Origin of the sequence: Pseudomonas sp. TWRC1-2 (assembly GCF_049896685.1) — a bacterium.
Classification (GTDB): Bacteria; Pseudomonadota; Gammaproteobacteria; order Pseudomonadales; family Pseudomonadaceae; genus Aquipseudomonas.
Genome location: NZ_JAFCUU010000007.1, coordinates 228,630 through 253,137, shown reverse-complemented (window position 1 = coordinate 253,137; position 24,508 = coordinate 228,630). Strand labels below are relative to the sequence as shown.

General features: G+C 59.5%; 23 protein-coding genes and 1 pseudogene. 14 read left to right on the top strand and 10 right to left on the bottom strand.

The window, feature by feature from the left end:
* Position 1 precedes the first annotated feature (1 nt).
* From cyoB to ACP7B3_RS21345, 12 genes are all read left to right on the top strand, one after another.
* Positions 2–2,020, top strand: a complete 2,019-nt coding sequence (gene cyoB / locus ACP7B3_RS21400; protein ID WP_145164269.1) for a cytochrome o ubiquinol oxidase subunit I — start codon at positions 2–4, stop codon at positions 2,018–2,020.
* A gap of 3 nt (positions 2,021–2,023) precedes the next feature.
* On the top strand, positions 2,024–2,650 hold the full coding sequence (locus tag ACP7B3_RS21395; protein ID WP_056858318.1) for a cytochrome o ubiquinol oxidase subunit III: 627 nt from the start codon (positions 2,024–2,026) through the stop codon (positions 2,648–2,650).
* The gene (cyoD, locus tag ACP7B3_RS21390) at positions 2,650–2,991 is read left to right on the top strand and encodes a cytochrome o ubiquinol oxidase subunit IV (RefSeq protein WP_010206434.1); all 342 of its coding nucleotides are present in this window, start codon (positions 2,650–2,652) and stop codon (positions 2,989–2,991) included. Before ACP7B3_RS21395 ends, cyoD begins: the two co-directional genes overlap by 1 nt.
* 11 nt (positions 2,992–3,002) lie before the next feature.
* Positions 3,003–3,890 (top strand): heme o synthase, encoded by an 888-nt coding sequence (cyoE, locus tag ACP7B3_RS21385; RefSeq protein ID WP_106578233.1) that lies wholly within the window; start codon positions 3,003–3,005, stop codon positions 3,888–3,890.
* Between the two features lie 103 nt (positions 3,891–3,993).
* The gene (gene queC, locus ACP7B3_RS21380; protein ID WP_145164267.1) at positions 3,994–4,692 is read left to right on the top strand and encodes a 7-cyano-7-deazaguanine synthase QueC; all 699 of its coding nucleotides are present in this window, start codon (positions 3,994–3,996) and stop codon (positions 4,690–4,692) included.
* Between the two features lie 77 nt (positions 4,693–4,769).
* Entirely contained in the window at positions 4,770–5,855 is a 1,086-nt protein-coding gene (locus ACP7B3_RS21375; RefSeq protein WP_426180656.1) for a pyridoxal phosphate-dependent aminotransferase, read from the top strand.
* Between the two features lie 214 nt (positions 5,856–6,069).
* Positions 6,070–6,786 carry a helix-turn-helix transcriptional regulator gene (locus tag ACP7B3_RS21370; protein WP_369302159.1) on the top strand — a complete coding sequence of 239 codons (717 nt, stop codon included), beginning with the start codon at positions 6,070–6,072 and terminating at the stop codon, positions 6,784–6,786.
* 250 nt (positions 6,787–7,036) lie between these two features.
* Positions 7,037–8,107, top strand: coding sequence for a fatty acid desaturase (locus tag ACP7B3_RS21365; RefSeq protein ID WP_369302158.1), 1,071 nt, complete (start codon positions 7,037–7,039; stop codon positions 8,105–8,107).
* 4 nt (positions 8,108–8,111) lie between these two features.
* On the top strand, positions 8,112–9,083 hold the full coding sequence (locus ACP7B3_RS21360) for a proline dehydrogenase family protein (protein WP_426180653.1): 972 nt from the start codon (positions 8,112–8,114) through the stop codon (positions 9,081–9,083).
* A gap of 13 nt (positions 9,084–9,096) precedes the next feature.
* Positions 9,097–10,347, top strand: coding sequence for an ATP-grasp domain-containing protein (locus ACP7B3_RS21355; RefSeq protein ID WP_426180651.1), 1,251 nt, complete (start codon positions 9,097–9,099; stop codon positions 10,345–10,347).
* Positions 10,347–11,549, top strand: coding sequence for an MFS transporter (locus tag ACP7B3_RS21350; RefSeq protein WP_404484854.1), 1,203 nt, complete (start codon positions 10,347–10,349; stop codon positions 11,547–11,549). The genes ACP7B3_RS21355 and ACP7B3_RS21350 overlap by 1 nt, the downstream gene beginning before the upstream one ends.
* A gap of 1 nt (position 11,550) precedes the next feature.
* Positions 11,551–12,678, top strand: coding sequence for an aminotransferase class V-fold PLP-dependent enzyme (locus ACP7B3_RS21345; RefSeq protein WP_426180649.1), 1,128 nt, complete (start codon positions 11,551–11,553; stop codon positions 12,676–12,678).
* On the opposite strand, the gene ACP7B3_RS21340 is transcribed toward ACP7B3_RS21345, so the two are convergent.
* Entirely contained in the window at positions 12,665–13,381 is a 717-nt protein-coding gene (locus tag ACP7B3_RS21340; RefSeq protein ID WP_145164252.1) for a hypothetical protein, read from the bottom strand. The genes ACP7B3_RS21345 and ACP7B3_RS21340 overlap by 14 nt on opposite strands.
* A gap of 259 nt (positions 13,382–13,640) precedes the next feature.
* On the opposite strand from ACP7B3_RS21340, the pseudogene ACP7B3_RS21335 reads away from it, so the two are divergent.
* Positions 13,641–13,739: pseudogene (locus tag ACP7B3_RS21335) on the top strand (hypothetical protein); the annotation flags it as partial.
* On the opposite strand, the gene ACP7B3_RS21330 reads toward ACP7B3_RS21335, so the two are convergent.
* Positions 13,736–14,983, bottom strand: coding sequence for a 2-aminoadipate transaminase (locus ACP7B3_RS21330; RefSeq protein ID WP_426180647.1), 1,248 nt, complete (start codon positions 14,981–14,983; stop codon positions 13,736–13,738). The pseudogene ACP7B3_RS21335 and the gene ACP7B3_RS21330 overlap by 4 nt on opposite strands.
* A gap of 89 nt (positions 14,984–15,072) precedes the next feature.
* The gene (locus ACP7B3_RS21325) at positions 15,073–15,966 is read right to left on the bottom strand and encodes a LysR substrate-binding domain-containing protein (protein ID WP_145164248.1); all 894 of its coding nucleotides are present in this window, start codon (positions 15,964–15,966) and stop codon (positions 15,073–15,075) included.
* 144 nt (positions 15,967–16,110) lie between these two features.
* Here ACP7B3_RS21325 and ACP7B3_RS21320 point away from each other — a divergent pair, with 144 nt between their 5' ends.
* On the top strand, positions 16,111–17,139 hold the full coding sequence (locus tag ACP7B3_RS21320; protein ID WP_426180645.1) for an amino acid ABC transporter substrate-binding protein: 1,029 nt from the start codon (positions 16,111–16,113) through the stop codon (positions 17,137–17,139).
* A gap of 28 nt (positions 17,140–17,167) precedes the next feature.
* On the opposite strand, the gene ACP7B3_RS21315 is transcribed toward ACP7B3_RS21320, so the two are convergent.
* The 7 genes from ACP7B3_RS21315 to ACP7B3_RS21285 all read right to left on the bottom strand — a co-directional run bounded on the left by ACP7B3_RS21315 (position 17,168) and on the right by ACP7B3_RS21285 (position 24,465).
* Positions 17,168–18,181: a sensor domain-containing diguanylate cyclase gene (locus ACP7B3_RS21315; RefSeq protein WP_404484841.1), complete on the bottom strand. Its 1,014-nt coding sequence runs from the start codon at positions 18,179–18,181 to the stop codon at positions 17,168–17,170.
* 184 nt (positions 18,182–18,365) lie between these two features.
* On the bottom strand, positions 18,366–18,659 hold the full coding sequence (locus ACP7B3_RS21310) for an XRE family transcriptional regulator (protein ID WP_145164243.1): 294 nt from the start codon (positions 18,657–18,659) through the stop codon (positions 18,366–18,368).
* A 9-nt stretch (positions 18,660–18,668) separates the two neighbouring features.
* Positions 18,669–19,010: a type II toxin-antitoxin system RelE/ParE family toxin gene (locus ACP7B3_RS21305; RefSeq protein WP_119737164.1), complete on the bottom strand. Its 342-nt coding sequence runs from the start codon at positions 19,008–19,010 to the stop codon at positions 18,669–18,671.
* A gap of 190 nt (positions 19,011–19,200) precedes the next feature.
* The gene (locus ACP7B3_RS21300) at positions 19,201–21,096 is read right to left on the bottom strand and encodes an alkaline phosphatase family protein (protein WP_426180642.1); all 1,896 of its coding nucleotides are present in this window, start codon (positions 21,094–21,096) and stop codon (positions 19,201–19,203) included.
* 104 nt (positions 21,097–21,200) lie between these two features.
* Positions 21,201–21,392 carry a hypothetical protein gene (locus ACP7B3_RS21295; protein WP_426180640.1) on the bottom strand — a complete coding sequence of 64 codons (192 nt, stop codon included), beginning with the start codon at positions 21,390–21,392 and terminating at the stop codon, positions 21,201–21,203.
* Positions 21,393–21,610: 218 nt separating this feature from the next.
* The gene (locus ACP7B3_RS21290; protein ID WP_426180638.1) at positions 21,611–23,854 is read right to left on the bottom strand and encodes an ATP-binding protein; all 2,244 of its coding nucleotides are present in this window, start codon (positions 23,852–23,854) and stop codon (positions 21,611–21,613) included.
* Positions 23,851–24,465 (bottom strand): biliverdin-producing heme oxygenase, encoded by a 615-nt coding sequence (locus tag ACP7B3_RS21285; RefSeq protein ID WP_404484829.1) that lies wholly within the window; start codon positions 24,463–24,465, stop codon positions 23,851–23,853. The genes ACP7B3_RS21290 and ACP7B3_RS21285 overlap by 4 nt, the downstream gene beginning before the upstream one ends.
* Positions 24,466–24,508: the final 43 nt, after the last annotated feature.

The following is a 24,508-nucleotide window of genomic DNA, read 5'->3' as shown; positions in this document are numbered from 1 at the left end:
GATGTTTGGTAAATTAAGTTGGGATGCGGTCCCGTTCCACGAGCCGATCGTGATGGTGACCATCGCCATGATCGCGCTGGGTGGTCTGGCACTGTTTGCTGCAATCACGTATTTCAAGAAGTGGACCTACCTGTGGACCGAGTGGTTGACCTCTGTCGACCACAAAAAAATCGGTGTCATGTACGTCATCGTTGCCATGGTCATGCTGCTGCGTGGTTTTGCCGACGCCATCATGATGCGTACCCAGTTGGCCATGGCCACCGAGGGTTCGCCTGGCTACCTGCCGCCTGAACACTATGACCAGATCTTCACCGCTCACGGTGTGATCATGATCATCTTCATGGCGATGCCATTCTTCACCGGCTTGATGAACCTTGCCTTGCCGCTGCAGATCGGTGCGCGTGACGTTGCCTATCCGTTCCTGAACTCCTTGAGCTTCTGGCTGCTGGTTTCCGGCGTGGTACTGATCAACCTGTCCCTGGGCGTCGGCGAATTCGCCAAGACCGGTTGGGTTGCGTATCCGCCGCTGTCGGGCATTCAGTACAGTCCGGGCGTGGGTGTGGACTACTACATCTGGGCGCTACAGTTATCAGGACTCGGGACGACACTGACGGGGGTCAACTTCCTGGCCACCGTCCTGAAAATGCGCGCCCCTGGCATGAAACTGATGGACATGCCGATCTTCACCTGGACCTGCACCTGGGCCAACGTCCTGATCGTGGCTTCGTTCCCGATCCTGGCCGCTACCATGGCGCTGCTGTCGCTTGACCGTTACCTGGATTTCCACATTTTCACCAATGAACTTGGTGGCAATCCGATGATGTACGTGAACCTGTTCTGGGCATGGGGTCACCCTGAGGTGTACATCCTGATCCTGCCAGCGTTCGGTATCTTCTCTGAAGTGATCTCGACCTTTACCGGCAAGCGCCTGTTCGGTCACCACTCGATGGTTTACGCATCGGGCGCGATCTCTGTACTGGGCTTCATGGTGTGGCTGCACCACTTCTTCACCATGGGCTCGGGGGCCAGCGTCAACGCCTTCTTCGGCCTGGCGACGATGCTGATTTCCATCCCGACGGGGGTGAAGCTATTCAACTGGCTATTCACCATCTACCACGGCCGTCTGCGTATCACCAGCCAGGTTCTGTGGACCCTGGGCTTCATGGTGACCTTCGCGATCGGCGGCATGACCGGCGTACTGCTGGCCATCCCGGGTGCTGACTTCGTACTGCACAACAGCCTGTTCGTGATCGCTCACTTCCACAACGTGATCATCGGTGGTGCTGTATTCGGTTACATCGCTGGTTTCAGCTTCTACTTCCCGAAAGCGTTCGGCTTCAAGCTGCACGAAGGCTGGGGCAAGGCTGCATTCTGGTTCTGGATCTCGGGCTTCTTCGTCGCGTTCATGCCGCTCTATGCACTGGGCTTCATGGGCATGACCCGTCGTCTGAACGCCACTACCAACCCTGAGTGGGTGCCGTACCTGTACGTCGCCATGTTCGGTGCGTTGATGATCGCTGCCGGTATCGCCTGCCAGCTGATCCAGCTGTACGTGAGTATCCGTGACCGTAAGCAGAACGCTTGCGAATCCGGCGACCCATGGAATGGCCACACCCTGGAATGGTCGACCTCGTCGCCACCTCCGTTCTACAACTTCGCTGTGATTCCTACTGCGAACACGATCGATGCGTTCACCGAAGCGAAGGAAGACGGTACTGCGTACCAGCAACCCAAGCATTACGAGCCGATCCACATGCCGAACAACACCGCCACTGGCGTGGTGATGGGCGCGCTGTTGACCGTGTTCGGTTTCGCGATGATCTGGCACATCTGGTGGCTGGCAATCGTGGGCCTGGCAGGCACCATCGGTTACTTCATCATTCACGCTGCCCGTGATGATCAAGGCTACATGGTGCCGGTCGAAACGATCGAGCGCATCGAAGCCGAGCAACACGCTCGCCTGGTAGCCGAGAAGAAAATCCCGGCCAACCGTGTAGAAACCTCGTTGGAACAGGCTTAAACCATGTCGAACTTAGTGACCAATGCTGGACACGCCCATGTCGATGACCATGGGCACGATGACCATCACCACGACTCGGGGCCAATGACCGTATTCGGTTTCTGGCTCTACCTGATGACCGACTGCATCTTGTTTGCGTCGATCTTCGCGGTGTACGCGGTACTGGTAAACAACGTAGCGGGTGGCCCGTCGGGCCACGACATCTTCGAACTGCCTTATGTGCTCGGCGAAACCGCCTTGCTGTTGTTCAGTTCGATCACCTACGGCTTCGCCATGCTGGCCTTCTACAAGGGCAGCAAGAAAGGCGTACTGAGCTGGTTGGCACTGACCTTCCTGTTCGGCCTGGGCTTCATCGGCATGGAGATCAACGAGTTCCACCTGCTGATCTCCGAAGGCTACGGCCCGCACCGTTCCGGCTTCCTGTCCGCGTTCTTCACGCTGGTAGGCACCCACGGTCTGCACGTATCTGCCGGCCTGCTGTGGATGGCGGTGATGATGTATCAGGTCAATAAACACGGCCTGACCAACACCAACAAGACTCGCCTGAGCTGCCTGAGCCTGTTCTGGCACTTCCTGGACGTGGTCTGGATCTGCGTCTTCACCGTTGTTTACCTGATGGGGACCCTGTAATGGCTAATGCACACTCCCATGACCATGACAGCCATGATGCGAGCCACGGCAGCGTTAAGTCGTACGCTATCGGCTTCATCCTGTCGGTAATCCTGACGCTCATCCCGTTTGGTCTGGTGATGTACCCGACCCTGCCGAAGTCCATCACGTTGATGATCGTTCTGGCCTTCGCGGTGATTCAGGTTCTGGTTCACCTGGTGTACTTCCTGCACCTGGATCGTTCCAAAGAGCAGCGCGATAACGTGATTGCATTTGTGTTCGCAGGCCTTGTGATCCTGCTGCTGGTTGGTCTGTCGATATGGATCATGTTCAGCATCCACACGTTCATGATGGCGAAGTGAGGTAAGACCCGATGTCGCTTAAGCACTTTATCCAAATCACCAAACCGGGGATCATTTTCGGTAACGTGCTTTCTGTGGCAGGCGGTTTCTTCCTGGCCTCCAAGGGACATGTCGATCTGGCCATCTTCCTGGCTGCAATGATCGGCACCTCCCTGGTGGTAGCTTCCGGTTGTGTATTCAACAACTGCATTGACCGCGACATCGATATCAAGATGGAACGCACCAAGAACCGCGTGCTGGTCCAGGGCCTTATCTCCCTGAAACTGGCACTGCTGTTCGCGACCGTCCTGGGTGTTGCCGGCGTCGTGTTGTTGTACAAGGTGGCCAACCCGTTGGCGGCGCTGTTTGCCGTGATCGGCTTTGTCATCTACGTCGGCCTTTACAGCCTGTACCTCAAGCGCAAGTCGGTTCACGGCACGCTGGTGGGCAGTCTGTCGGGGGCGATGCCGCCGGTGATTGGTTATGTGGCTGTGACCAATAGCTTCGACATGGCCGCGCTGGTGCTGCTGGTGATGTTCAGCCTGTGGCAGATGCCGCACTCTTATGCCATCGCGATTTTCCGCTTCAATGACTACCTGGCTGCGTCGATTCCGGTTCTGCCGGTCAAGCGTGGCATTCAGGTGGCCAAGAAACACATCCTGCTCTACATCCTGGCCTTCCTCGTGGCGACCTTGATGTTGACCTTCAGTGGCTATGCCGGCATGAGCTACCTCGCCGTCGCTGCCGCCATGGGCATGTACTGGTTGTACATGGCCTGGACCGGCTACAAGGCGGTGGATGACACCGTCTGGGCGCGCAAGCTGTTCGTGTTCTCGATCTTCACCATCACCGCGCTCAGCGTGATGATGTCCCTGGATTTCCAGGTACCGAAAGAGCTGTTGCTGACCTACGCACACTGAGTCATCGAGCATTAAAAAGCCCCGCCTTCGCAAGAAGCGCGGGGTTTTTTATGGAGTGGCCTTTAAACTATTCCCGAATTTTACAAATGCAGGAAGCAAACCGATGAGTAAAAAAGCCGTTATCGTATTCAGTGGCGGGCAGGACTCGACGACCTGTCTGATCCAGGCACTGCCGCTGTATGACGAAGTTCACTGCATTACCTTCGACTATGGCCAGCGCCATGTGGCAGAAATCGAGGTCGCCCAAAAGCTTGCCAAGCAGTTGGGCGCTACCGTTCATAAAGTCATGGACGTGTCCCTGCTCAACGAGTTGGCCATCAGCAGCCTGACCCGCGACAACATCCCGGTGCCGACCGTGAACAGTTCAGGCGACAGCCTGCCCAGCACTTTTGTGCCGGGTCGCAATATTCTGTTTCTGACCCTGGCGTCGATCTACGCCTATCAGGTAAAGGCGCAGACCGTCATTACCGGGGTGTGCGAAACCGACTTCTCAGGCTATCCCGATTGCCGCGATGAGTTCGTCAAAGCGCTGAACAAGGCGCTTGAACTGGGCATGGAGTACACGCTGCGCCTGGACACCCCGCTGATGTGGCTGAACAAGGCCGAAACCTGGGCCCTGGCGGATTACCATAATCAGTTGGACCTGGTTCAGCACCAGACCCTGACCTGCTACAACGGCATCCTCGGCAGCGGTTGCGGTAACTGTGATGCATGCAACTTGCGGGCTCGCGGCCTGAATGACTACCTGCAAAACAAGGCCGCTGTGATGCACAGCCTCAAGCAGAAGTTGCAGCTGAACTAAATCAGCCCATACCTGCCTCGTCATACTCCTCTGTACGTGCTGTGCGAATCCAACACACGACTACAAGGAGTAGTTCCATGGTCAGCGTAAGTCGTCGGTCACTTCTCGCCTTTGGCGCGGCCTTGCCGGTGCTGGGGCGCCTGGATTGGGCGGTGGCCAGCCCGCCGCCGGCACCCGCTGACAAGGTGCGGCTCAATTACAACGAAAGCCCCTACGGCCCCTCAGGCGCTGCCCGTGAGGCGATGCAGCGTGGGGTGGCCATCTCCGGGCGGTATCCCTATGACCACATGTACGCCTTGGCTGGGCTGTTTGCCCAGCAGCAGGGCATCGCCGAAGAACAGGTCGCCGTGTTTGCCGGCTCCATGGCCGCGCTGCGCTATGCCGTGCTGGCGTTTACCAGCCAAACACGCGGGCTGGTGATGGCCACACCGTCCTACGAAGTACCGCGCCAGGCCGCTGAGTCGTGGAAGGCGCCGGTGCGCGAAGTGAGCCTCAATGCCGAGCATGCGCACGACGTGCCGGCCATGCTTGCTGCCGATCCGCAGGCGGGCATGCTGTATCTGTGCAATCCCAACAACCCCACCGGCACCCTGACGTCAACCGAGGCGATCCGCCAGGCGCTGGCGAACAAGCCCAAAGGCAGCGTGCTGGTGGTGGACGAGGCGTACATCGACTTCTCTGATGCGCCGAGCTGCGTGAGCTGGGTCAAGGACCACGACGATTTGCTGGTGCTGCGCACCTTCTCGAAAATCTACGGCATGGCCGGCGCACGCCTGGGCTTGGCGATTGGCCACCCCGCGCTGCTGGCACGGCTGGCGGTGTTTGGCGGCGACAACGTGCCTGCCGCCTCCACCTTGCTCGGGGCCCGGGCGAGCCTGGAAGACGTCAAGCTGCTGCCCCACCGCAAGGCGCTCAACGCGCAGTTACGTGATGAGACCGTGGCGTGGCTGAAGGGGCGGGGGTTTGCCTGCACCGCGTCGCACAGCAACTGCTTCATGATCGACGTGAAGCAACCGGCCCAGCAGGTCATCGAAAAGCTCGCAGCACACAATGTGTTGATCGGGCGGGTCTGGAAAGACTGGCCGCAATGGGTACGGGTGACGGTGGGCAGTCAGCAGGAGATGCAGCGGTTTCGCGAAGTATTTGCCGCGCAGGTGGCCTGAGCCTGGGCGCTCGGCAGCGCAAATGGCCACTGCGTGCTGATGGTCGGCTCGGCCCAGGAAGCACTGGACAAGGTCTGTACGGCATGTTTCATTCTTGTCTTTGTGTAGAGATATTTCCTACAGTATGGGTCGACTCTGACCAGAGGCTTCGGGATTGAAGCCTTCCCGTCAGAGCATTAGCCTCATACGTTGTCACTCATCAGGGACGATATTCATGCGAAGCGATGGCCAATCCAGCAACACCATGTCCATACAGCCCGCCGATGTGCGCCAATTGCTCGATGCCGAACTGACCCGGCGCGGCCTGGGGCACTTCGAGGTGTATCAGTGTGGGCCGACACTGGATGAAGCAGAGATCATCACCAATTACCCCGACGCGCTGGACCGCTCCGACTCGGCGGACGATTTTTACCAGCGTGGCCAACTGCTGTCCTTGTCCAAGGAGCGGGTCAAACCTTTTTTCTGGAGCGATGAAAACATCCTCGCGCCTGCCGCAGAAGCGGTGCCGGTGCCTGGGCCCTGTGCACCGGTGGGTGAGGGCGCGAGCTTTATCGTGCATGGCAACCGCGGTTTTTACTCGATCCTCAACCTGTGCAGCTTCGGTGAAGACCAACAGTTTCGCGACACGGTGTTGGCCAACAAAAGTGAGCTGCAGATGCTGCTGGTCTCGGTCTACGACGAGGCCCTCGAAAGCTGCGCCACGGTCACACCTGCGCCGATACAGGAAACGGTACTGACCCCACGAGAAACCGAAGTGTTGTCCTGGACCAGCCTGGGCAAGACCTACAACGAAATAGCCGTCCTGACCTCAATGAGCCCGCGTACCGTCAAGTTTCATATGAAGAATATCTTCAGCAAGCTGGACGTCACCAACGGCAAGTCGGCGATTCGCAAGGCCCTGAACCTGGGGTACATCCGCGAAAAGGCCTGATCTACAGGCTTCCCTCCTCATAAACGCTACGCTCGCCGGTGATTTTTCAGCGGCGAGTCTACGCGTGCGCCTCGTCGCAGCCTACCTGTCTAAAAGGGCAGCTTGTTCGCCATCGAGCGGTGCTTTAGTTTTTTTTGCAGCCGATGAGTCTAGCTCAGGCAAAAAAAACAATAGCCGCACCACCTGAAAAAATTCCTTTGCCCAGCAATGAGACGGGTGTTGCAGCGTGCCGCTTAATTATGGAGTGATTATGCTGGTCGATAAAAACAAAGAACCTGCTGGCGAATACGCCGCGGGCATTTCCCGTGAAACCTTCGGAATGCTCAAGCACCTGTGCAAAAAAGATAACTATCACTGGGCCATCGCGTTGGGTAAGGATTACGCAATCATTGCCTTTGCCATCTACCTGTCCTTGGGCATCAGCTACTGGTTCTACCCGGTTTCGCTGTTTCTGATCGGCACCACGCAACGCGCCCTGGCGAATGTGCTGCACGAGTCAGCGCACAAAATGCTGGCCAAGAACCGCGTGATCAATTGGGTCTCCGGCACGTTTCTCTCCGGCTACCTGATCTTCCACCTGCATCAGTCCTACAGCACGTCGCATATCAAGAACCACCACGTGCACCTGGGCGATCCGGAAAAAGACCCTGACTACGCCTTCCACCTGCAGTGCGGCCTGTACGACGTCAAGCAAAGTGAACGTGAGTTCTTCCTCAAGAACGTCTTGCTGGCGCTGTCCGGCTACCGGACCGTGCAGTACATCCGGTACATCATCAAAGACCGCGTCAAAGCTCAGGGTGCGGACAAAACCATCCGCAACGAACGCATCATGCTGTGGGCTTACTGGGCGGTGATCTTCGCCGTCGCCGCCTGGTTCGGGGTTGTCGCGCAACTGTTGCTGTTCTGGCTGGTGCCGCTGTTCACCACCGCCGTGGCCGTGGGCTGGATCATCGAGTTGGCCGAGCATTACCCATTGCCGGCTGCTGAGACCGAGAAGCTGCTGCTCACCCGCAATCGCAAGGGCAACGCCCTGGAGAACTTCTTCTTCGGCCGCCATGACGACAACTACCACCTCGTGCACCACCTGCACCCGGCCATTCCTCACTGGAACATGCGCAAGGCTCACGAGCTGCTGATGTCGCACCCGGAATACGCGCGTTGGGACAACCTGTGGGCGGGGATCTTTACCCGTGACCGCCATGGCCGCCACAAGGAAACCATGCTCAGTTACGCGGCCAAGTTTCGTGCTCACAAGATTGCCAACCACACCGACGATTCGAGCTTCGCACGTCGGATGCTGAACCAGGCCTACGGGGTTTAACGCCATGAATGACATCGACAACAGCCTGCTGGCGACCCTGGCCCTGAAGAAACTGGCGGCGAACAAGACGTACCGCGACCTGTTCCTGGCCAGTGACACGCTGCGCGACTTCCTGCGCCCGGCCGCCCTGCGCTACATCATTTCCGAAGACCGCCTGGAGATGCTCGACAAGCTGGCCGCCCTGCAAGGCAAAGGCTATCGCACCGGCGTCGAATACGTCGGTGAAGAGGCCACCACCCTGACCGAGGTGACCACGGCCACCGACGAATACTTGAAGCTGATCGACCTGATGGCGCTGCACCCCACGCTGGCCGAGCCACCACAGCTGGGTTTTGACCTGTCCAACGTCGGCACGATCATTTCCCGTGAACTGGCGATCGAGAACTGCTCGAAGATCCTTGCCCATGCAGCCGACAAGGAGGTCGGTGTGATCCTCAGCATGGAGCGGTCCCAGTGGACCGACTCGATCCTGGATATCTTCATGCACCTGAGTGCGCGTTTTGCCAACTTGGGTATCACCCTGCAGGCGCAGTTGAACCGTACGCCCGATGACCTGGGGGAAGTCCTCGCAACGGGCTGCAAAGTGCGCCTGGTCAAGGGCGTCTATGCTGAGCCTGCTGCTATTGCCTTGCCGCGCGGTGCGCAACTGAACGAGCGTTACCTGGGGCTGTTGGACCGCATCAACGGCGCCAGCGCGAACTACGCGTTCGCCACCCAAGACCCGCTGCTGGTGAAGGAGATTCTCGCCAGTGGGATTGCCAGCCGAGGCGAGCTGGAGATGCTGCACGGCGTGCGCCCCGAGCTGATCAAGGCGGTCAAGGACCAAGGTCAGGTCAAGACGCGTGTTTCAGCGGTCTACGGCACCAACTGGTACCTGCACCTGCTGCACCGCGTGGCCGAGTTCCCACAGAATATTTTTCTGGCGCTGGATGACGTGGCCTCGCCACGGCCTTCCGAAACCGCCAATCACTACTGAAAAGGACATTCTCATGAAGCAGTACGTCGCGTTGGTCGATGTCTATTCGAGCGGTAACTTTTTGCCGCAGTTCTTCCATGAGGCGGGCATCGGCCTGATCCATGTGCAGAGCACGCCGGAACTGATGCCGAGCATGCTGGGGCCGAACCTTTCGGAGTTCGAGCACAACCTGATTTTCAACGGCAACCCCGAAGACGTCGTGCGTCGCCTGCGTGAGTTCAACGTGATTGCCGTGATCGCCGGCCAGGAACCCGGCGTGCCGTTCGCTGACTACTTGAGCGAACAGCTGCAACTGCCGTCCTCCAATGGCAGTGCCGGTTCCCGGGCACGTCGCGACAAGTTCGAGATGATCAACAAAGTGGCCGCCGCCGGCCTGCTGACCGCGCGGCAAATCAAGTCCGCCGACCCTGCCGAGCTGCTGGCCTGGGTGCAGGACGGCCAAGTGTTCCCTTGCGTAATCAAACCGCTGAGCTCGGCTTCAACCGACGGCGTGTCGATCTGCCACAACGTCGACGACGTGAAACGCGCCTGCGAGGAAGTGGTGTCCAACCTGGATATCTTCGGCCTGGCCAATACCGAAATTCTTTGTCAGTCCTACCTCAAGGGCCCGGAGTACATCGTCGACACGGTCAGCCGTGACGGGCAGACCTATGTCTGCGGTATCTGGCGCTATGTGAAACGCGAGATCAGTGGTGGCAAGAACATCTACGACCGCGACGTGCTGATTGCTCCGGACAGCCCCGAGGCCAACGTGCTGGTGGACTACATCGTGCAAGTGCTCAAGGCGCTGGGAATCAACAACGGCCCAGCCCACTCGGAAGTGATCCTCACCGAGGCCGGCCCTGCGCTGGTGGAAGTAGGCGCACGCTTGAATGGCAACATGGAACCCAGGTTCCATGACATCAGCCTGGGCGGCAACCAGGCGCAGCTCACCTACCTGGCGTACTGCGACGGTGAGGCGTTCAAAGCCGGTTATGCCGGCAAGCGTTACCACAAGCTCAAGGAAGCCTGTGTGATCAATACCGATACCACCTTGCAAGGTGAGGTCACCGGCTTCAATGACGCCGCCATCCACCTGATCGAGGCATTGCCCTCGGTGCATAAACTGAGTGTCAAATACAAGGCTGGCAAGTTGATGAAAAAGACCGTGGACCTGCTCAGCAGCCCGCTGCGCGTGTTCCTGGTGTCGGAAAACCAGCGCGATATCGACAAGGACTACGAGCAGATCCGCCAGTACAAAGACAACGTTTACGTGATCCGCTGATGATGGGCACCTATCGCGCGTTACGCGGGCTCAACGGTCGGTTGCAGTCGCTGTTCCTGATTACCCTGGTGTTCCGCATGGGCACCATGGCGTTCCCTTTCTATGCGGCGTACCTGATTCATCAGCACGCCGTGTCGGCGGGCACGGCTGGCTTGCTGGTCGGGGTGTACGGCGCGGGTGCGCTGTTTGTGGACTTGATCATCGGCGCGGTGATCAAGCGGTTTTCCGCCAACCGGGTGATCCTCGGTTCGTTGCTGCTCAATGCCGTGCTGTTGCTGATCATTCCTTCAGTGGACAACACGGCCGCGCTGTTTGTGTTGTCGTTTCTGTGGGGCGCCTGTTACGAGGCGTTCACGCCGGCGACGTTCTCCGAAACCGTCACCCACAGCAGCAGTGAGACGCGCAAAGTGGCGTTCTCCTGCAACCGTCTGGCCATCAACATCGGCATGGCCATCGGGCCATTGTTGGGCAGTCTGATTTTCCTCAGCAACGCCGACGCGGTGTTCTACCTCAACGCCGCATTGTCGTTGGTCTCGTTCGTCGCTTGCCTGCGGTTTGGACGCGCGGTTGCGGTGGCGCCGGTGACCACGCTCGCCGGCAAGGGCAATGGCTTGCCGGAGAGCGCGCCGCATGAGCGGTCGCGGTTGCTGGTGATCCTGTTGGCGGCATTGCCGGTGCACATCGCCTACGCGTTGCCGCCGACGTTCCTGTCGGCCTACATCATCAATTACACCGAGTTGCCGGCTTACTACGTCGGCATCATTTTCTTTATCAATGCATTGTTGGTGATTCTGTTCGAGGTGCCGATCAACCAACGCATGTCGCACCTGTCGAGCAGCCGCTCGTTGGTGGCCGGTTTCCTGGTGGCCGGCGTGGGGTTTTTCCTGATGGGGTTCAGTCACATCGGCGCGTTGCTGCTGGTGGCCACTGTGCTCTGGAGCCTGGGCGAAATGATCGTGTTTCCCGGCATCACCCACTACGTCAGCAGTATTTCCAGTCGCCATACCGTGGACCGCAACCTCGGTTACTACTCGGCGGGCGTCAACATCGGGGTCATGATCACCCCGTCGCTGGCGTTCATGTTGGTGTCCCAGCCGTCCTTGCCTTCGCCGTGGCTGCTGGCCGGCACCGTATTGCTGCTGTTCGCGGTGGCGGTGGGCGTGATGAAAAGCTCGACACTTTTGTGGAACAAGGAAGCGTGAAATGAATATCGTGCATTTGAACACTGCCGGTGCCGGCCTGATGTCATCGGCCACCCTGAACGCGATCCAGCGCTTTACGGCCATCGAAGCCCAGATGGGCAGTTATGAGACCGAACTGGCCTACGACGAGTTGCTCAACGTCGACCTGTATCAGGCGGCAGCCGGGCTCTTGAATGCACAGCCTGCGGACATCGGTTTTTTCAGCAGTGCCACCGAAGCCTGGACCAGCATCCTCGGCAAACTGAAATTTCCCCGTGGTAAGCGCGTGTGGGTGTCGACCTCGGAGTACGCCGCGAACCTGATCTTTTTCAACTACCTCAAGCTGTCGCGCGATATTCGCGTTGAAGTGATCCCGACCACCGCCACCAGCCCGCTGGACCTGGAATGGGTGCGACGTCATCTGGACGACGATGTGTTCCTGGTCAGCGTGTCGCACTTGCCGTCGTGCTGCGGCGTGATCAACCCGGTGGAAGCCCTGGGCGCGCTGCTTAAAGAGACGAACACGCTGTATGTGGTGGATGCGTGCCAGTCGCTGGGGCAATTGCCGCTGGACGTGCGGGATATCCATTGTGATTTGCTGACCGGCGCGGGCCGCAAGTTTCTCTGTGGGCCACGCGGCAGTGGGATCGCCTACGTGTCGCCACGCCTGCTCAGCCAGTTGGTGTTGAATTTCGCTGACTTGCACGCGGCCAGCACGGATGGGCTGGTTAATCGGATCGAGGTGTCCGGGGCTCGGGTGCTGGAAATTGCAGAAAAGAGCTTTTCAGCGTTGGTGGGGTTGCACACTGCGTTGAGTGAATACACGCAGGTCGCGGCAAAGGTGAGCACCGAGCCCTATGCGCTGCTGGCGCAAGAGCTACGGCGCCTGCCGCAGTTGACGCTGCTGTGTGATCAGTTCCAGCAGACCGGGATTGTCTCGTTCGTGCCGCACAACCTGTCGGCCAAGGCGTTTGTCAGCCAGGCCCGCGAGTTGGGGCTCAACCTGTGGGCGGGCACTGCCGCCCATACGCCGCTGCTGTTGAAGGACCTCGGCGCGACGCATTTCGTGCGCGCCTCGGTGGGCCGGCATGTCACCCAGGCCCAGGTTGAGCAGGCCCTGGTGACCCTGCGCGCACTTATTGCGCAGTGATGGCGTAACCGTCGAAGGCGCTTTGTTGTTGCAGCGCGGTCACGATGCTTTTGCGCGTGACCGGCTGCTCTACGCCGCTGTTGTCCACAAAGGTTTCAGTTTCCAGTTCCGCCTCGTTGCCTTCACCCACGAACGTAAAGCCCAGGAACTCCAGCGCCTCACGGTCAACGTTCAACTTGGAGCGAGGTGTACGCAGTGGCAGGGTGACGCTGATGCCATCCTTGCTGATCACAAACACTTCGGCTTCCTTCTTCGCGCGTGCTGCCTTGCTCTTGCCGGCGCTGGGGTTGCTGATGGCCTGGTGAGACTGGTTCAGCACCTTCAGGGCCAGGCCATAGACCAGTTCCTGGAACTCGGGATCGTCCTTGAAGCTGGACAGAATGCGGCTGATCGAGAACTTGCTGCTGAGGTCCTCCAGAGCGATGTTGTCGGCGGCCTCGGCATCCTTGAGTTGCTTGAGCTGGCCCATCAGGTCGTAGGCCTTGTCGTCGTCGAAGGCGTCGTGGGCCTGGCGGATGGCCACGCGCAATTCGCGGATCTGGTCGCTTTCCTTGGAAGTGTGGAATGCGTCCAGCACCATCTCGCTGATGATCTTGGCCGCAGGCACATGCTGTGAAAGATTGATGGCGTTTTCGTATTCAGCTTTGGACTGCAGGGCTGTTACGGATTCTTCGGTGGAGTGTTCGGTGTAAGAATCGGACATTGAAATTTCACTACTTCAGTAAACGGGACAAAAAAGCGTCGCGCATTTTCAGCGGGGAGGGTGATCAGGTCAAGGCAGCACAATGCCCTTGTCGCGGCGCAACGCCGTCAGCGCCCGCTGCAGCCGCAGGGCGCGTCCACAGAACAGACCAACGGTAAATCCCGACACACCGCCCACCGCCACCAGCATCGCTGGCGTGTTCAAAAACAGCAGATGCGCCGCCTGCTGATAGCCGAAGTAGTACTTCACCGCGAAGAACAACGTTGCGGCGTATTTCTCCGGCCAACCGCGCCCGGATTTCCCGGACAAGGTCAAAGACTGGCCCAACGGCGGCAAGCCCGCCGACGCGCGCTACTAAGTCAGCTGCTTGAGACAGGCCTCGAGAATATCCAGGCCTTCCTCCAGCACCGCAGGCTCGGTGGTCAGCGGTGCCAGCAGGCGGATGATGTGTCGCGACTTGCCGCTGGGCATCAGCAGCAGCCCCGCGTCCCGCGCCAGGCTCAGCAGTTGGGTCAGTTGCCTGGACGCGGGCGTGCCGTCGGCATTGGCCAGCTCGATGCCGCGCATGGCACCGACGCCGGTCAGGCGACCCAGATAGGGCACACCTTGCGCACGCCATTGTTCATAACGGCTGACGATGGCTTCGGCCTGGTGTGAACCCCAGGTTTTCAGGTGTGCGTCCGTCATCGCGTCCAGCGTGGCCAACGCGGCCGCGCACGCAATCGGGTTGCCGGAGTAGGTGCCGCCCAGGCCACCTTTGGGCAAGGTGTCGAGCAAGGCTTTGCGCCCGACCACCGCGCCCAATGGCACGCCGCCGGCAATGCTTTTGCCGAGCAGGATCAAGTCCGGTTCAATTCCAAGGCGCGAGAAGGCGAAGCGCTGGCCGGTGCGGCCGAAGCCGGACTGGATTTCGTCGGCGATCAGCAGGATGTTTTTCTCATCACAGAAACGTCGCAAGGCCTGGGCGAATTCGGCGTCCAGGGCCAGAAAACCGCCTTCGCCCTGCACGGGTTCGATGATGAAACAGGCCACGTCCTCAACGTCGATTTCCACGCTGAACAGGCGGTCCATGGCCTTGAGTGCTTCGGTACAACTCACGCCGTTATCAGCGCTGGGGTAGGGCAGGTGGTACACCGGCCCAGGCAACACACCGACTTTTTGCTTGTAGGGCGCTACCTTGCCATTGAGGTTGAGCGTGGCCAGGGTACGGCCGTGAAAGGCACCGTCAAACGCGATCACCGCCGTGCGGCCGGTGGCACCGCGGACAATCTTCAAAGCGTTTTCCGCCGCTTCCGCACCGCTGTTGGTGAGCATGCCGCTCACCGGGTAATCCACCGGCATAAACGCGGTAAGACGGTCCATCAGTTCGATGTAGGGCGCGTGAGGTGCGGCGTTGAACGCGTAGTGGGTCAGTTTGGTGGCCTGCTCCCGAATCGCCTCGACCACGCCGGGGTGGCAATGCCCGAGGTTGAGCACGCCGATGCCGCCGACAAAATCGATGTAGCGCTTGCCCGTGGTGTCCCAGACCTCGGCGTTTTTGCCGTGGCTGAGGCTGATGGGGTGGACGATGGAAATCGACTGGCTGATGGTTTCGCGGCTCATGAATCTCGGACTCGGCAATGGCGGGCGTCTTTTTATCTAAGCCGCGCGCCCGGCCTTGCCGCAAACGAAATAAAGTCGCCGGGTCATTATTAAAAGTCGGGATGTGCTTTTAAGTAGTCGACCATCCAGTTCAAGAATGCTTTTACTTTAGGGATCTCGCCGGCGTGTTCGGCGTGCGCGATAAAGTGCGCGCCGGCGCTGGGCATCGTGTAATCCCAAGGCGTCATCAGGCTGCCATTGGCCAACTCTTCGGCCACCAGGTACTGCGGCACCAACGCCACGCCGTAGCCCGACTGCGCTGCGCGAATGCACATGTAGAACGTGTCGAAACGCGGCCCGTGGTAGCTGTTCTGCGAATGCAGGCCCTGTTCCAGAAACCACTCATGCCAGGCTTGCGGGCGTGACGTGCATTGCAGCAAGGTGTGGCGCGAGGAGGCATCGCTGCCCTCGGCGACAAACCCCGGCGCACAGACCGGCACCACGGCCTCGTGAAACAGCTCGATGCACGTCGCCCCCGGCCAGGAGCCCTGGCCGAAGAAAAACGCAATATCGGCCTTGGCCTGCAACACGTCGAAGGGCTCCAGCTCGTTGCGCACATCCAGGTGGATGTTCGGATGTCTGGCCGCAAAATCCTTGAGCTTGGGCACCAGCCAGCGGTCGCCAAAGGTCGGCTGGGTGGCGATGCGCAGCACTTCGGTCTCGCCGCCGTAGGTGAGGATGTATCGGCTGGAAATGTCCACCTGAGTCAAAATCTTGTGGACCTCGGCGAGGTACAGCGAGCCCGCTGGCGACAGGTAGAGACGCTGGCGCACGCGCTCGAACAGGTTGTGGCAGAGCATCTCTTCGAGCTGCGCGACCTGCTTGCTCACGGCACTTTGGGTCAGGTGCAGCTCTTGGGCGGCGCGGGTGAAACTCAGGTGGCGGGCGGCGGCTTCGAAGCACTGCAGAGCGGTCATCGAAGGGGTCAAGCGTTTAGAGATCATGCAGTTCATTCCAAATCGGAAGGAGCCTTTGCCTAAAGGTCGTTTGTGACAGGGGCGTAAAGCCGTCGATACTGCGCGGCCACACTATAAACCGGCGCGGGCTGTGCGGCGCCGAATAATAAAGATCGACAGGGAGTGCTTCGCATGAACAACCTCAAGACCACCTTGGCCGCCCTCACCGCTGCTGCGGTCGTGGGCCTGGCGGGCAGTGCCCACGCCGGTGTGACCCTCGACGCAATCCAGAAAAAAGGCTTTATCCAGTGCGGCGTCAGTGACGGTTTGCCGGGCTTCGGCGTGCCGGACGCCACCGGTAAAATGACCGGCATCGATGTAGACGTGTGTCACGCCGTCGCCGCGGCGGTGTTCGGCGACGCCTCAAAAGTGAAGTTCAGCCAGTTGACGGCCAAAGAGCGTTTTACCGCGCTGCAGTTCGGCGAAATCGACCTGATCTCACGCAACACCACCTGGACCAGTTCGCGTGATTCGGGCATGGGCCTGGTGTTCACCGGCGTCACCTATTACGACGGCATCGGCTTTCTGGTCAACAACAAGCTGGGGGTGACCGGCGCCAAGCAACTCGACGGCGCAACCATCTGCATCCAGGCCGGCACCACCACTGAACTCAATGTCTCGGATTACTTTCGCACCAACGGCATGAAGTACACGCCAATCACCTTCGATACCGCCGACGAAAGTGCCAAGGGGCTCGAAGCCGGGCGCTGCGATGTGCTGACCACTGACCAGTCGGGCCTGTACGCGCAGCGCATCAAGATGGCTCACCCGGATGAGTTTGTGGTGCTGCCCGAAGTGATCTCCAAGGAGCCACTCGGGCCGTTGGTACGCAAGGGCGATGACGAGTGGTTCAGCATCGTCAAATGGACGCTGTTCGCCATGCTCAATGCCGAGGAAATGGGCATCACCTCGCAGAACGTCGAAGCGCAGGCCAAATCCAGCAAGAACCCCGACGTTGCGCGGCTGCTGGGTGCCGACGGCGATTACGGCAAAGATTTGAAACTGCGCAAGGACTGGGTGGTGCAGATCGTCAAGCAAGTGGGCAACTATGACGAAGTGTTCGAGCGCAATATCGGCCAGGGCAGCGTGTTGAAGATCAAGCGTGGGCTCAATGCCTTGTGGAGCAACGGCGGCATCCAGTACGCGCCGCCAGTGCGCTGATCACGCCAAGCCAGTGGAGTCGCCGTATTTACTCCGACACCACGTCCTTTCCCGCCGCCTTGGACCGATACAGCGCTTGATCGGCGCGTGCCATCAAGGCGGCAGGGTCCTCACCCATACGACGTTCGACCACACCCAGGCTCAGGGTCACTTTGAAATCACCCACGGCGGGTATTTCGGTGACCTTCTGCCGCACGCTTTCGGCCAGTTGCTTGGCCGAATCGAGGGTGCTTTTGGGCAGCACCACCATAAATTCGTCACCGCCCCAGCGCGCGAGCAAATCACCGGGACGCACACAGGCTTCCAGGTTTTCCACCACCCGAATCAGGGTCTTGTCGCCGACGCCGTGGCCGTGTTGGTCATTGATCGGCTTGAAGTCATCGATATCCATGGCCACCAATGCCAGTGGCACGCGGAAGCGCTCGGCACGCTCACACTCCTCCAGCAGCACTTTTTCCAGGCGATAACGGTTGGCGATACGCGTCAGGGCGTCCTGTTCGGCCAGGGAGCGGTTCTCATCCAGCTGCAATTGCAGTTGCTGATTGACCCGCGACAATTCACGGGTGCGTTCGGCCACCAGAGCCTCCAGCGATTGGTTACGCTTTTGCAGCTGTTCGATGGAGTTCTTGCGGGTGTGAATATCGCGGTGGGCGCCGACCATGCGGGCTACCGAGCCGTCAGGGTTACGTGCAATGACGTAGCCCCGGTCCTCGATCCACAGGTAGCTGCCGTCTTCTTTTCGGCAGCGGTACTCGGCCTGGTAATGGGGCGCGCGCTGGTTGATGTAGTCATCAAACACGGCCATCACGCGCGGGTAATCCTCGGCGTGGATCACGTTCTCCCAGGTGAACACAGTGTTTTCCAGGGAGTGGCGGGGGTAACCCAGCATTTCGTACCAACCGGGGTTGCGGTAGACGAAGCCGGTATTGGCGTTCCAGTCCCAGATGCCGTCGCTGACCAGTTCCATGACGGCGTGCAACATGTCGGCGTTGAGCTCGGAAAAGTCATTGCGCAGCGGTTTATTGCCGGAGTTATCGCCCATCTTTGCGCTTCCCTGCGTGTGCTGGTTTGTAAGGCCAGTCTTCGTTGACGCCGATACTCCGTGGCTGGCGCTACTGTACATCGGGACTTGCGCGGTTTGAATAGGGCGGGTGTGCTGCTTTAGATGTATGGCTATGAGCCACCTATGCTTGATTTACGTGGACCGGTTTTCACGTCATCACCGGTCATGTATTGGCGTTCGGTAAAAGCCGCACTTCTACCCGCTGGCCCAACGCTCTTGCGGCACTTGCCAGGGTTGCCAGAGTCATGCCGGCATCGTTTTGATCCAGCGCCCGATCCACAGCAGTGCGGCTGGTGTGCATACGTTCTGCCAGCGCTTTCTTGCTGACTTTCTGCGCCTTCATTGCTTGCGCCAACTGCCAGGCGATAACACGCTTCAATGCGGCAGCGGACACTTCTTCTATGAGCCCATCGTCACTTAGAAAATCATCGAAGTTGGAGCCGATATGTTTATTCATGGTGGTCCCTCAAAGCTTGCTTTTACGACGCCTCGCGGTATTCAGGTCCACTGACGTCGTTTTCTGGCTCTTTTTGATAAAGCCGTGCAGCAACACAATTTCGCGGTCAACTAACGTAAAAATGACCCGTGCAATGTTCTCATTGAGGTCACTTCGTATTTCCCAAAGGCTGTGCTCCAGCTTTCGAACCAGCGGCATTCCCAGCGGCCATCCAATCTGGACTGCTTTGATGTCAATGCCTATGAGTCTGCGTGACTCCCTTGGCAGTTCCAGCAGCCATTCACGCACGGGCTCGTTGCCAGCCTGCGTTCGGAAAAACGCGACGCTCAACATGAGAGGTAAGTCGTTCACAAGAGTGCACCAAAATAGGTTCATACGGCAATCGGCGATTGATGAAGCTTTTCGCGAAGAGCGGTCAGAGCCTGGCACTTTTTTTGTGAGCGATGGATGTCGAAGCTTTGCAGAAAATTACAGCAAAAACAGGTGGTTATGAATTTTCTGCAGAGTGAGTGCGAGCGTGGTTTTGCATGTGTAAGAAAACTTACTCCGGCGCCAGCATCCTCGTCCGAGGTTTTCCATCGGCGTTGTGCTGGTAAATCGCCTCCGGTTGGCCGTGGTCGTTGAAAAACACTTGGCCAATGCCTGCCGAATTCCACAGCCGTTCGCCCGCTTCGGCATGTTCCGGAATATGGGGCACCACCTGCATGGTACGGCGGCGCGTGAACCAGTTGAGCGGTGAGCGCGGTGAATAGAGCCAGCGGTTCAGGCGGTCGAACCATTCCAGCAGGCGTGGGGGGAACTCGTTCTTGATGCCGCTGCTGGTGATCTGCCAGATGCTCGGCCCGCCGTTGCGGTAGCGGATCAGCACTTGGTAGACGAACGAGTAATGCACGTCGCCCGAGAGGATCACGTAGTTACCCGGCGTGCGCGAGTGGCGGAAGATGTTGAGGATTACCTGGGCGGCGCCGCGATGGGCCATCCAGTTTTCGGCGTCTACCAGCAGCGGGTAGCCACACCAACTGAACACCTTCTGCACGGTTTCGATCAGCTTGACGCCAAAGACCGGCGCGGGCGACACGATGATGGCGCAGGGGTGGTCCAGCAGTTCCTGTTGCAGCTCACTCAAGGCTTCCCAGTCCAGCAGGCCAGAGGGCTGCTTGAGGGTGAACTCGCTGCGCCAGCGGCGGGTACGGGTGTCGAGCACCACCAGGGCCGGTGTGGTGGGCAGGACGTAATGCCAGTGCTGGAATTTCAGCAGCGCCGCCAGCAGGTCATCTTGCAGGCCGGCGTCCAGATGGTTGCCTTTAACCTGGGTGGCCAGTGCCTGGGTTTGGCTCAGCAGCTCAGCGAACACATCCGGCTGGTTGCCCCAACCCTGGCACAGCAGGTAGGCGAGCAGGGCATTGCCGATAATGCGCTTGGAGAACGGGTGGCCGTAGGCGGTTTCTTCCCATTGGGCACTGAGGTTCCAGTCGTCGGTGATGTCGTGATCGTCGAAGATCATCAGCGTCGACAGATGAGCCAAGACCCGTGCGGCGCCCGGCAACCCTTGTCGGAATTGATCAATAGGCACCTGTTCGCGGGCATAACGCTGCTGTTCCTCGACGCTCAGTTGCGGGGGGTGTGGCGTGATCAACTGCCAGGGCGTGGGCGACCAGGCCAGCAGGTACATCGCGATCACCTCGGCAAAGCTCACCAAATGATTGTCGGCCGTGCTGCTGGTGAAAATCGGCTTCTTTACGCCACCAAAAAACCGCTCGCGCAGGGTCTCGTTGCTGTCCAGCGCCGGGAGCAGTTCGGCGCGATGGTAATAGCTGGCGCGATGCCCGTAGAGGCTGGCGCTGTCAGTCACCACCGCACCTTCCAAGTATTCGTCAAACAGGCCCAGTCGCGCGATCAGCGCATGAATCGCGCGCAGCATCGGGCCGGCGACATCGTCGGCGTAGATCTGGTCACCGCTCATCATCAGCAAGGCCGGGCGTTCGGTCGGCGTGTGTGCCTCGGCCAGCAGGCGGTCGACGCACAGCAAGCCGTCGTCGGCTCGGTGGTGCGGTTTGCGGCAGGAGCCGTGCACCAACTGGTGGATACGGCTATGCAGCACGAAGTTCGGCTGCCGGGCGTCGGCATACAGCAGGTGCGGCGCCCATTCGGCGATGCCCAGGTTGTCGATCAGCAGGTCATAGCCGATGACCACGTCCAACGGCAGGGCGTCGTCCAGCGCCACGTCGATCAGGTGGATGAAGGCGTGGCGCCCCACCGGCACGACTTGGCACTGGCCCTGATCCAGGCGGATATCGCGGCTGTGTTCGGCAACGTGCAGCCTCAAGGTCGGCGACAGTTCACGGCTTGCCACCAGCCACAACACCAGGCGGCGAGGCTCCAGCCGCCGTAACAGCGGCCCGGCAAGAACGGCGGGCAGTGTGCCTGCTTCAAGCATAGGAATGAGGACTCTGTGCAGGAAAGGCCGGCAGGTTAACCCAGCGGATGTCAGTGTTTTGTTAAGGGATGGCGGGGCGGGATGGCTTGCCCCGCATTCATAGGCTAGAGCAGATTGCCCTTGCCCAGGCTTTCCAGGTTGCCGGAGCGGTTGTTCTTGTCTGGGGTATTTGCGCCGCTCAGGCCTATGGTCGACGCCTGATCGAGGCTTGGCTTCGGCGGTTGTGGGGGCGGCGCGGCGTTGATCAGCTGGATGGTGTTGATGTAGTTCAAGTTAGCGCTGAGAAAAAAATCCATTGGGTGTGCTCGGTAAGGCCAGGGAAGTGTTGTCGCGTTGTGACCGCGCACAGAACTTACAAAGCCTTGGCTGGCGCGGCTATACACGCGTTGAGTCAAAACATGACAAGGCTACCGGCCACCAACCCGTCGCGGCCAGGGTGGTATGTTGCGGGTTTAACCAGCCGGCCTGATGTGGAGAGCAAGCACGCTCGCCACATCAAGTCCACTTTCCGCTGTCAGGGGTGTGACCCCTCGATCCCCTTGGGCACCGTAAAGCGAAACTCGCTGCCCCGGCCGACTTCACTGTGCGCGTCGATTTGCCCGCCATGGGCCTGAACGATGCCCTGAGTGATGTACAGCCCCAACCCGCTGCCGGTCGGGTTGTTTTCGGTCTGGGTCCAGTAGCGATCAAACACATGCGGTAACTGTTCAGGCGCAATGCCTTCACCGGAATCGCGCACCGAAAACACGATCTCTTCGTCATTGCTCATGGCGCTCACGCCGATGTTCCCCTGGCGCGGGGTGAACTTGATGGCGTTGCCGATCAGGTTCGACAACACCTGGAACAGACGCTCAGGGTCCCCGTTGATCTGCAACCCCGGTTCCGCATTGAACGACAGCTCGATACCCTTCTCCATCGCCAGCGGCGCGAGCAGGGCATAGGCTTCTTCAAACATCTGGCTGACGTCCAGCACCACCGGCTTGACTACATAACGGCCCGCCTCGATTTTCGAGGTGTCGAGCAAGTCTTCCAGCAGCACGTTCATGCGCCCTGCGGCCTGTTGCATGGTGTCGATCGCCGAAGAAATACGTCGCGAGGTGTGCGGGCCTTCGGAGCTGAACGCCTTTTGCATCATGCCGCAGAGCATCGAGATAACGGTCATCGGGTTACGCAGGTCGTGGGACACCACGGCCACCAGGTCATCACGCGCGCGTACGGCTTGCTGTTCGCGCAACACTTGGCGGGCGAGGTCATTTTCCAGGGCTGAACGGCGCAGGTCGTTGGCAGCAAAACGGTCGCCATGGCTCCATTTGGTGGAGATGCCGGCCATTTCCACTTTCCAGATTTCAAACGAGGTCCGTGGGCGAAGGCGCAAGCCGGCGTCTGACTCTTCCAGATTCAACGGCTTGTCCGGGTTGCCGCTCCAGTTGATGTTCTCTTTCACTTCCGGGCGAAACCACAGCACGCCGTTATCCACAGGCTTTGGCAGGCTCATGGCCAACACGCCACTGGCCACGTGCTGGAACTCGGCGGCCGGCGGGTACACCGAGGTCAGGTTGTGGCTGGAAAACACCGGTTCGCCGCTGGCTTGCAGCCATGCGTGCAGCGCGCGAATCTGCTCGGGCTGCGGGCAGTTGCCGTAACGGTGCAACTGTTTGTCCTCGATGATTGCCACGCCGCCCGACAGCGTCAGGTCCATCAGTACTTGCGGCTGCTGTGCCAGGCCGTCGAACACGTTTTGTTCGGATGCTTTCATCGCGCGATCAAGCAGGGCCAGGGCCTCGAGCTTTTCGTCGCGTTGGCGGCTCAGGTCCAGGGCTTCCATGGCGCTGATCTGCAACGACAGCACCTGGCCGATGGTTTGGCAGGCCAGGCGCAGGTCATTGGGCACCAGCAGTGGCTCGCGGTTACCGCAACTGATCAGGCCCCAGAGCTTATCGCCTGCCATCAAGGAGATGCTCATGGACGACAGCACGCCCATGTTCTGCATGTACTGGCAGTGAATCGGCGACACGCTGCGCAGGGTCGCAAAGCTCAGGTCCAGCGGTTGGCCGGTGTCCGGGCGCAGCTTGGGCAGCAACGGCACGGGTTCATAAGCGGCATTCGGGATGATGCGCAGCCAGTTGGTGCGGTACAGCTCGCGGGCTTGCTCGGGGATGTCGGACGCCGGAAAGAACAGCCCGTTGAACAGCTCCATGGACGGCGCCGAGGCTTCGGCGATCACCTGGCCATGGCCTTCCTCTTCGAAGCGGTAGATCAGCACTCGGTCGTAGCCGGTCATGGCCTGGATTTCATTCACGCTGATTTCGTACAGCGCTTGCAGGGTTTTCGCTGCCTGCAGGCGTTGCAGCATCTTGCCCAGATCGCTGGTGCGACCATTCAGGGCTCGCGGTTTGAAATCTTCTAGGCGTGGTTCGAATTCCAGCACCAGCACCGCTTGATGGCGGTGCAGCAGGCCTTCGAATTGCGCGCCATTGAAGGTGACATGCAGCGCTGGGGCGTCGAAAAACGTGTTGTGTTCAGCCATGGCCTGCACGGCTTGTGCATGTTCGGCGCCGATCAACCTGTGCAGCGGCTGACCCAGCAGCGACTCGGGCGTGTGACCGAACAGGCTGCCAACGTTGGCGCTGACCTGAATGATGTGCAGCTCCGGCTCCGACAACGTCAGCAGCACACCATGGGGCTGTATCGCGCCGGGGGTGCGGATGGGTTCGTCGGCACAGTTGGCAAGCAGCTCTTCAAAATCTTCGGGTTTCATAGCAGTACCTCCTGGCTGACGAGCCAATGCTCGAAGCCGCTGAATGTCGAACAAGCTGCCTGCACTGCGCGCTGTTTGGCGTGCGCATCGAGGGGTTGGCGGCTCAGGTAATCGAGAAAGTCTTTCCAGCGTCGACCGGTCTCGGCGCCGTACACATTGAGAAACGCGCCGCCGTGTTCGGCATCGATGCCCAGGCGCTGGGCCATTTCCCGGCGCAGCAATTGGCCACCCAGGGTCGCGCCTTCCAGTACATAGAGGGCACCGAGGCAGGCGGCGGAGGTATCGAACAGTGGCAGGCTGGTGCAACGCGGCAGGGCACTGATGGCGTCGTCAGTCAGGCCAAGGGCGTAAAGATCGTGCAGGAGTGTGGGCGTTTTCACACGCAATGACGTATCGAATCCATCGGGGATCAAGCCACTGTCATACAGCGCCGATTCCATCGGCTCATAAAAACCGTAGTACGCCTGAAGCAAGCGCTGGTACCACTCGGCATCCAGACGCTCGGAGAAAAACGGCAGGCGTTTTTCCAGCGCTACATGCAGCAGGGCGGTGCCTGAACGTAACGCTTCCAGCAATGAGGGCGCACTGACGTCAGGGGCCTGTGAATGCATTCAATGAGCTCGAACTGTGGGCCTTCCGGCCATGAATGACGCT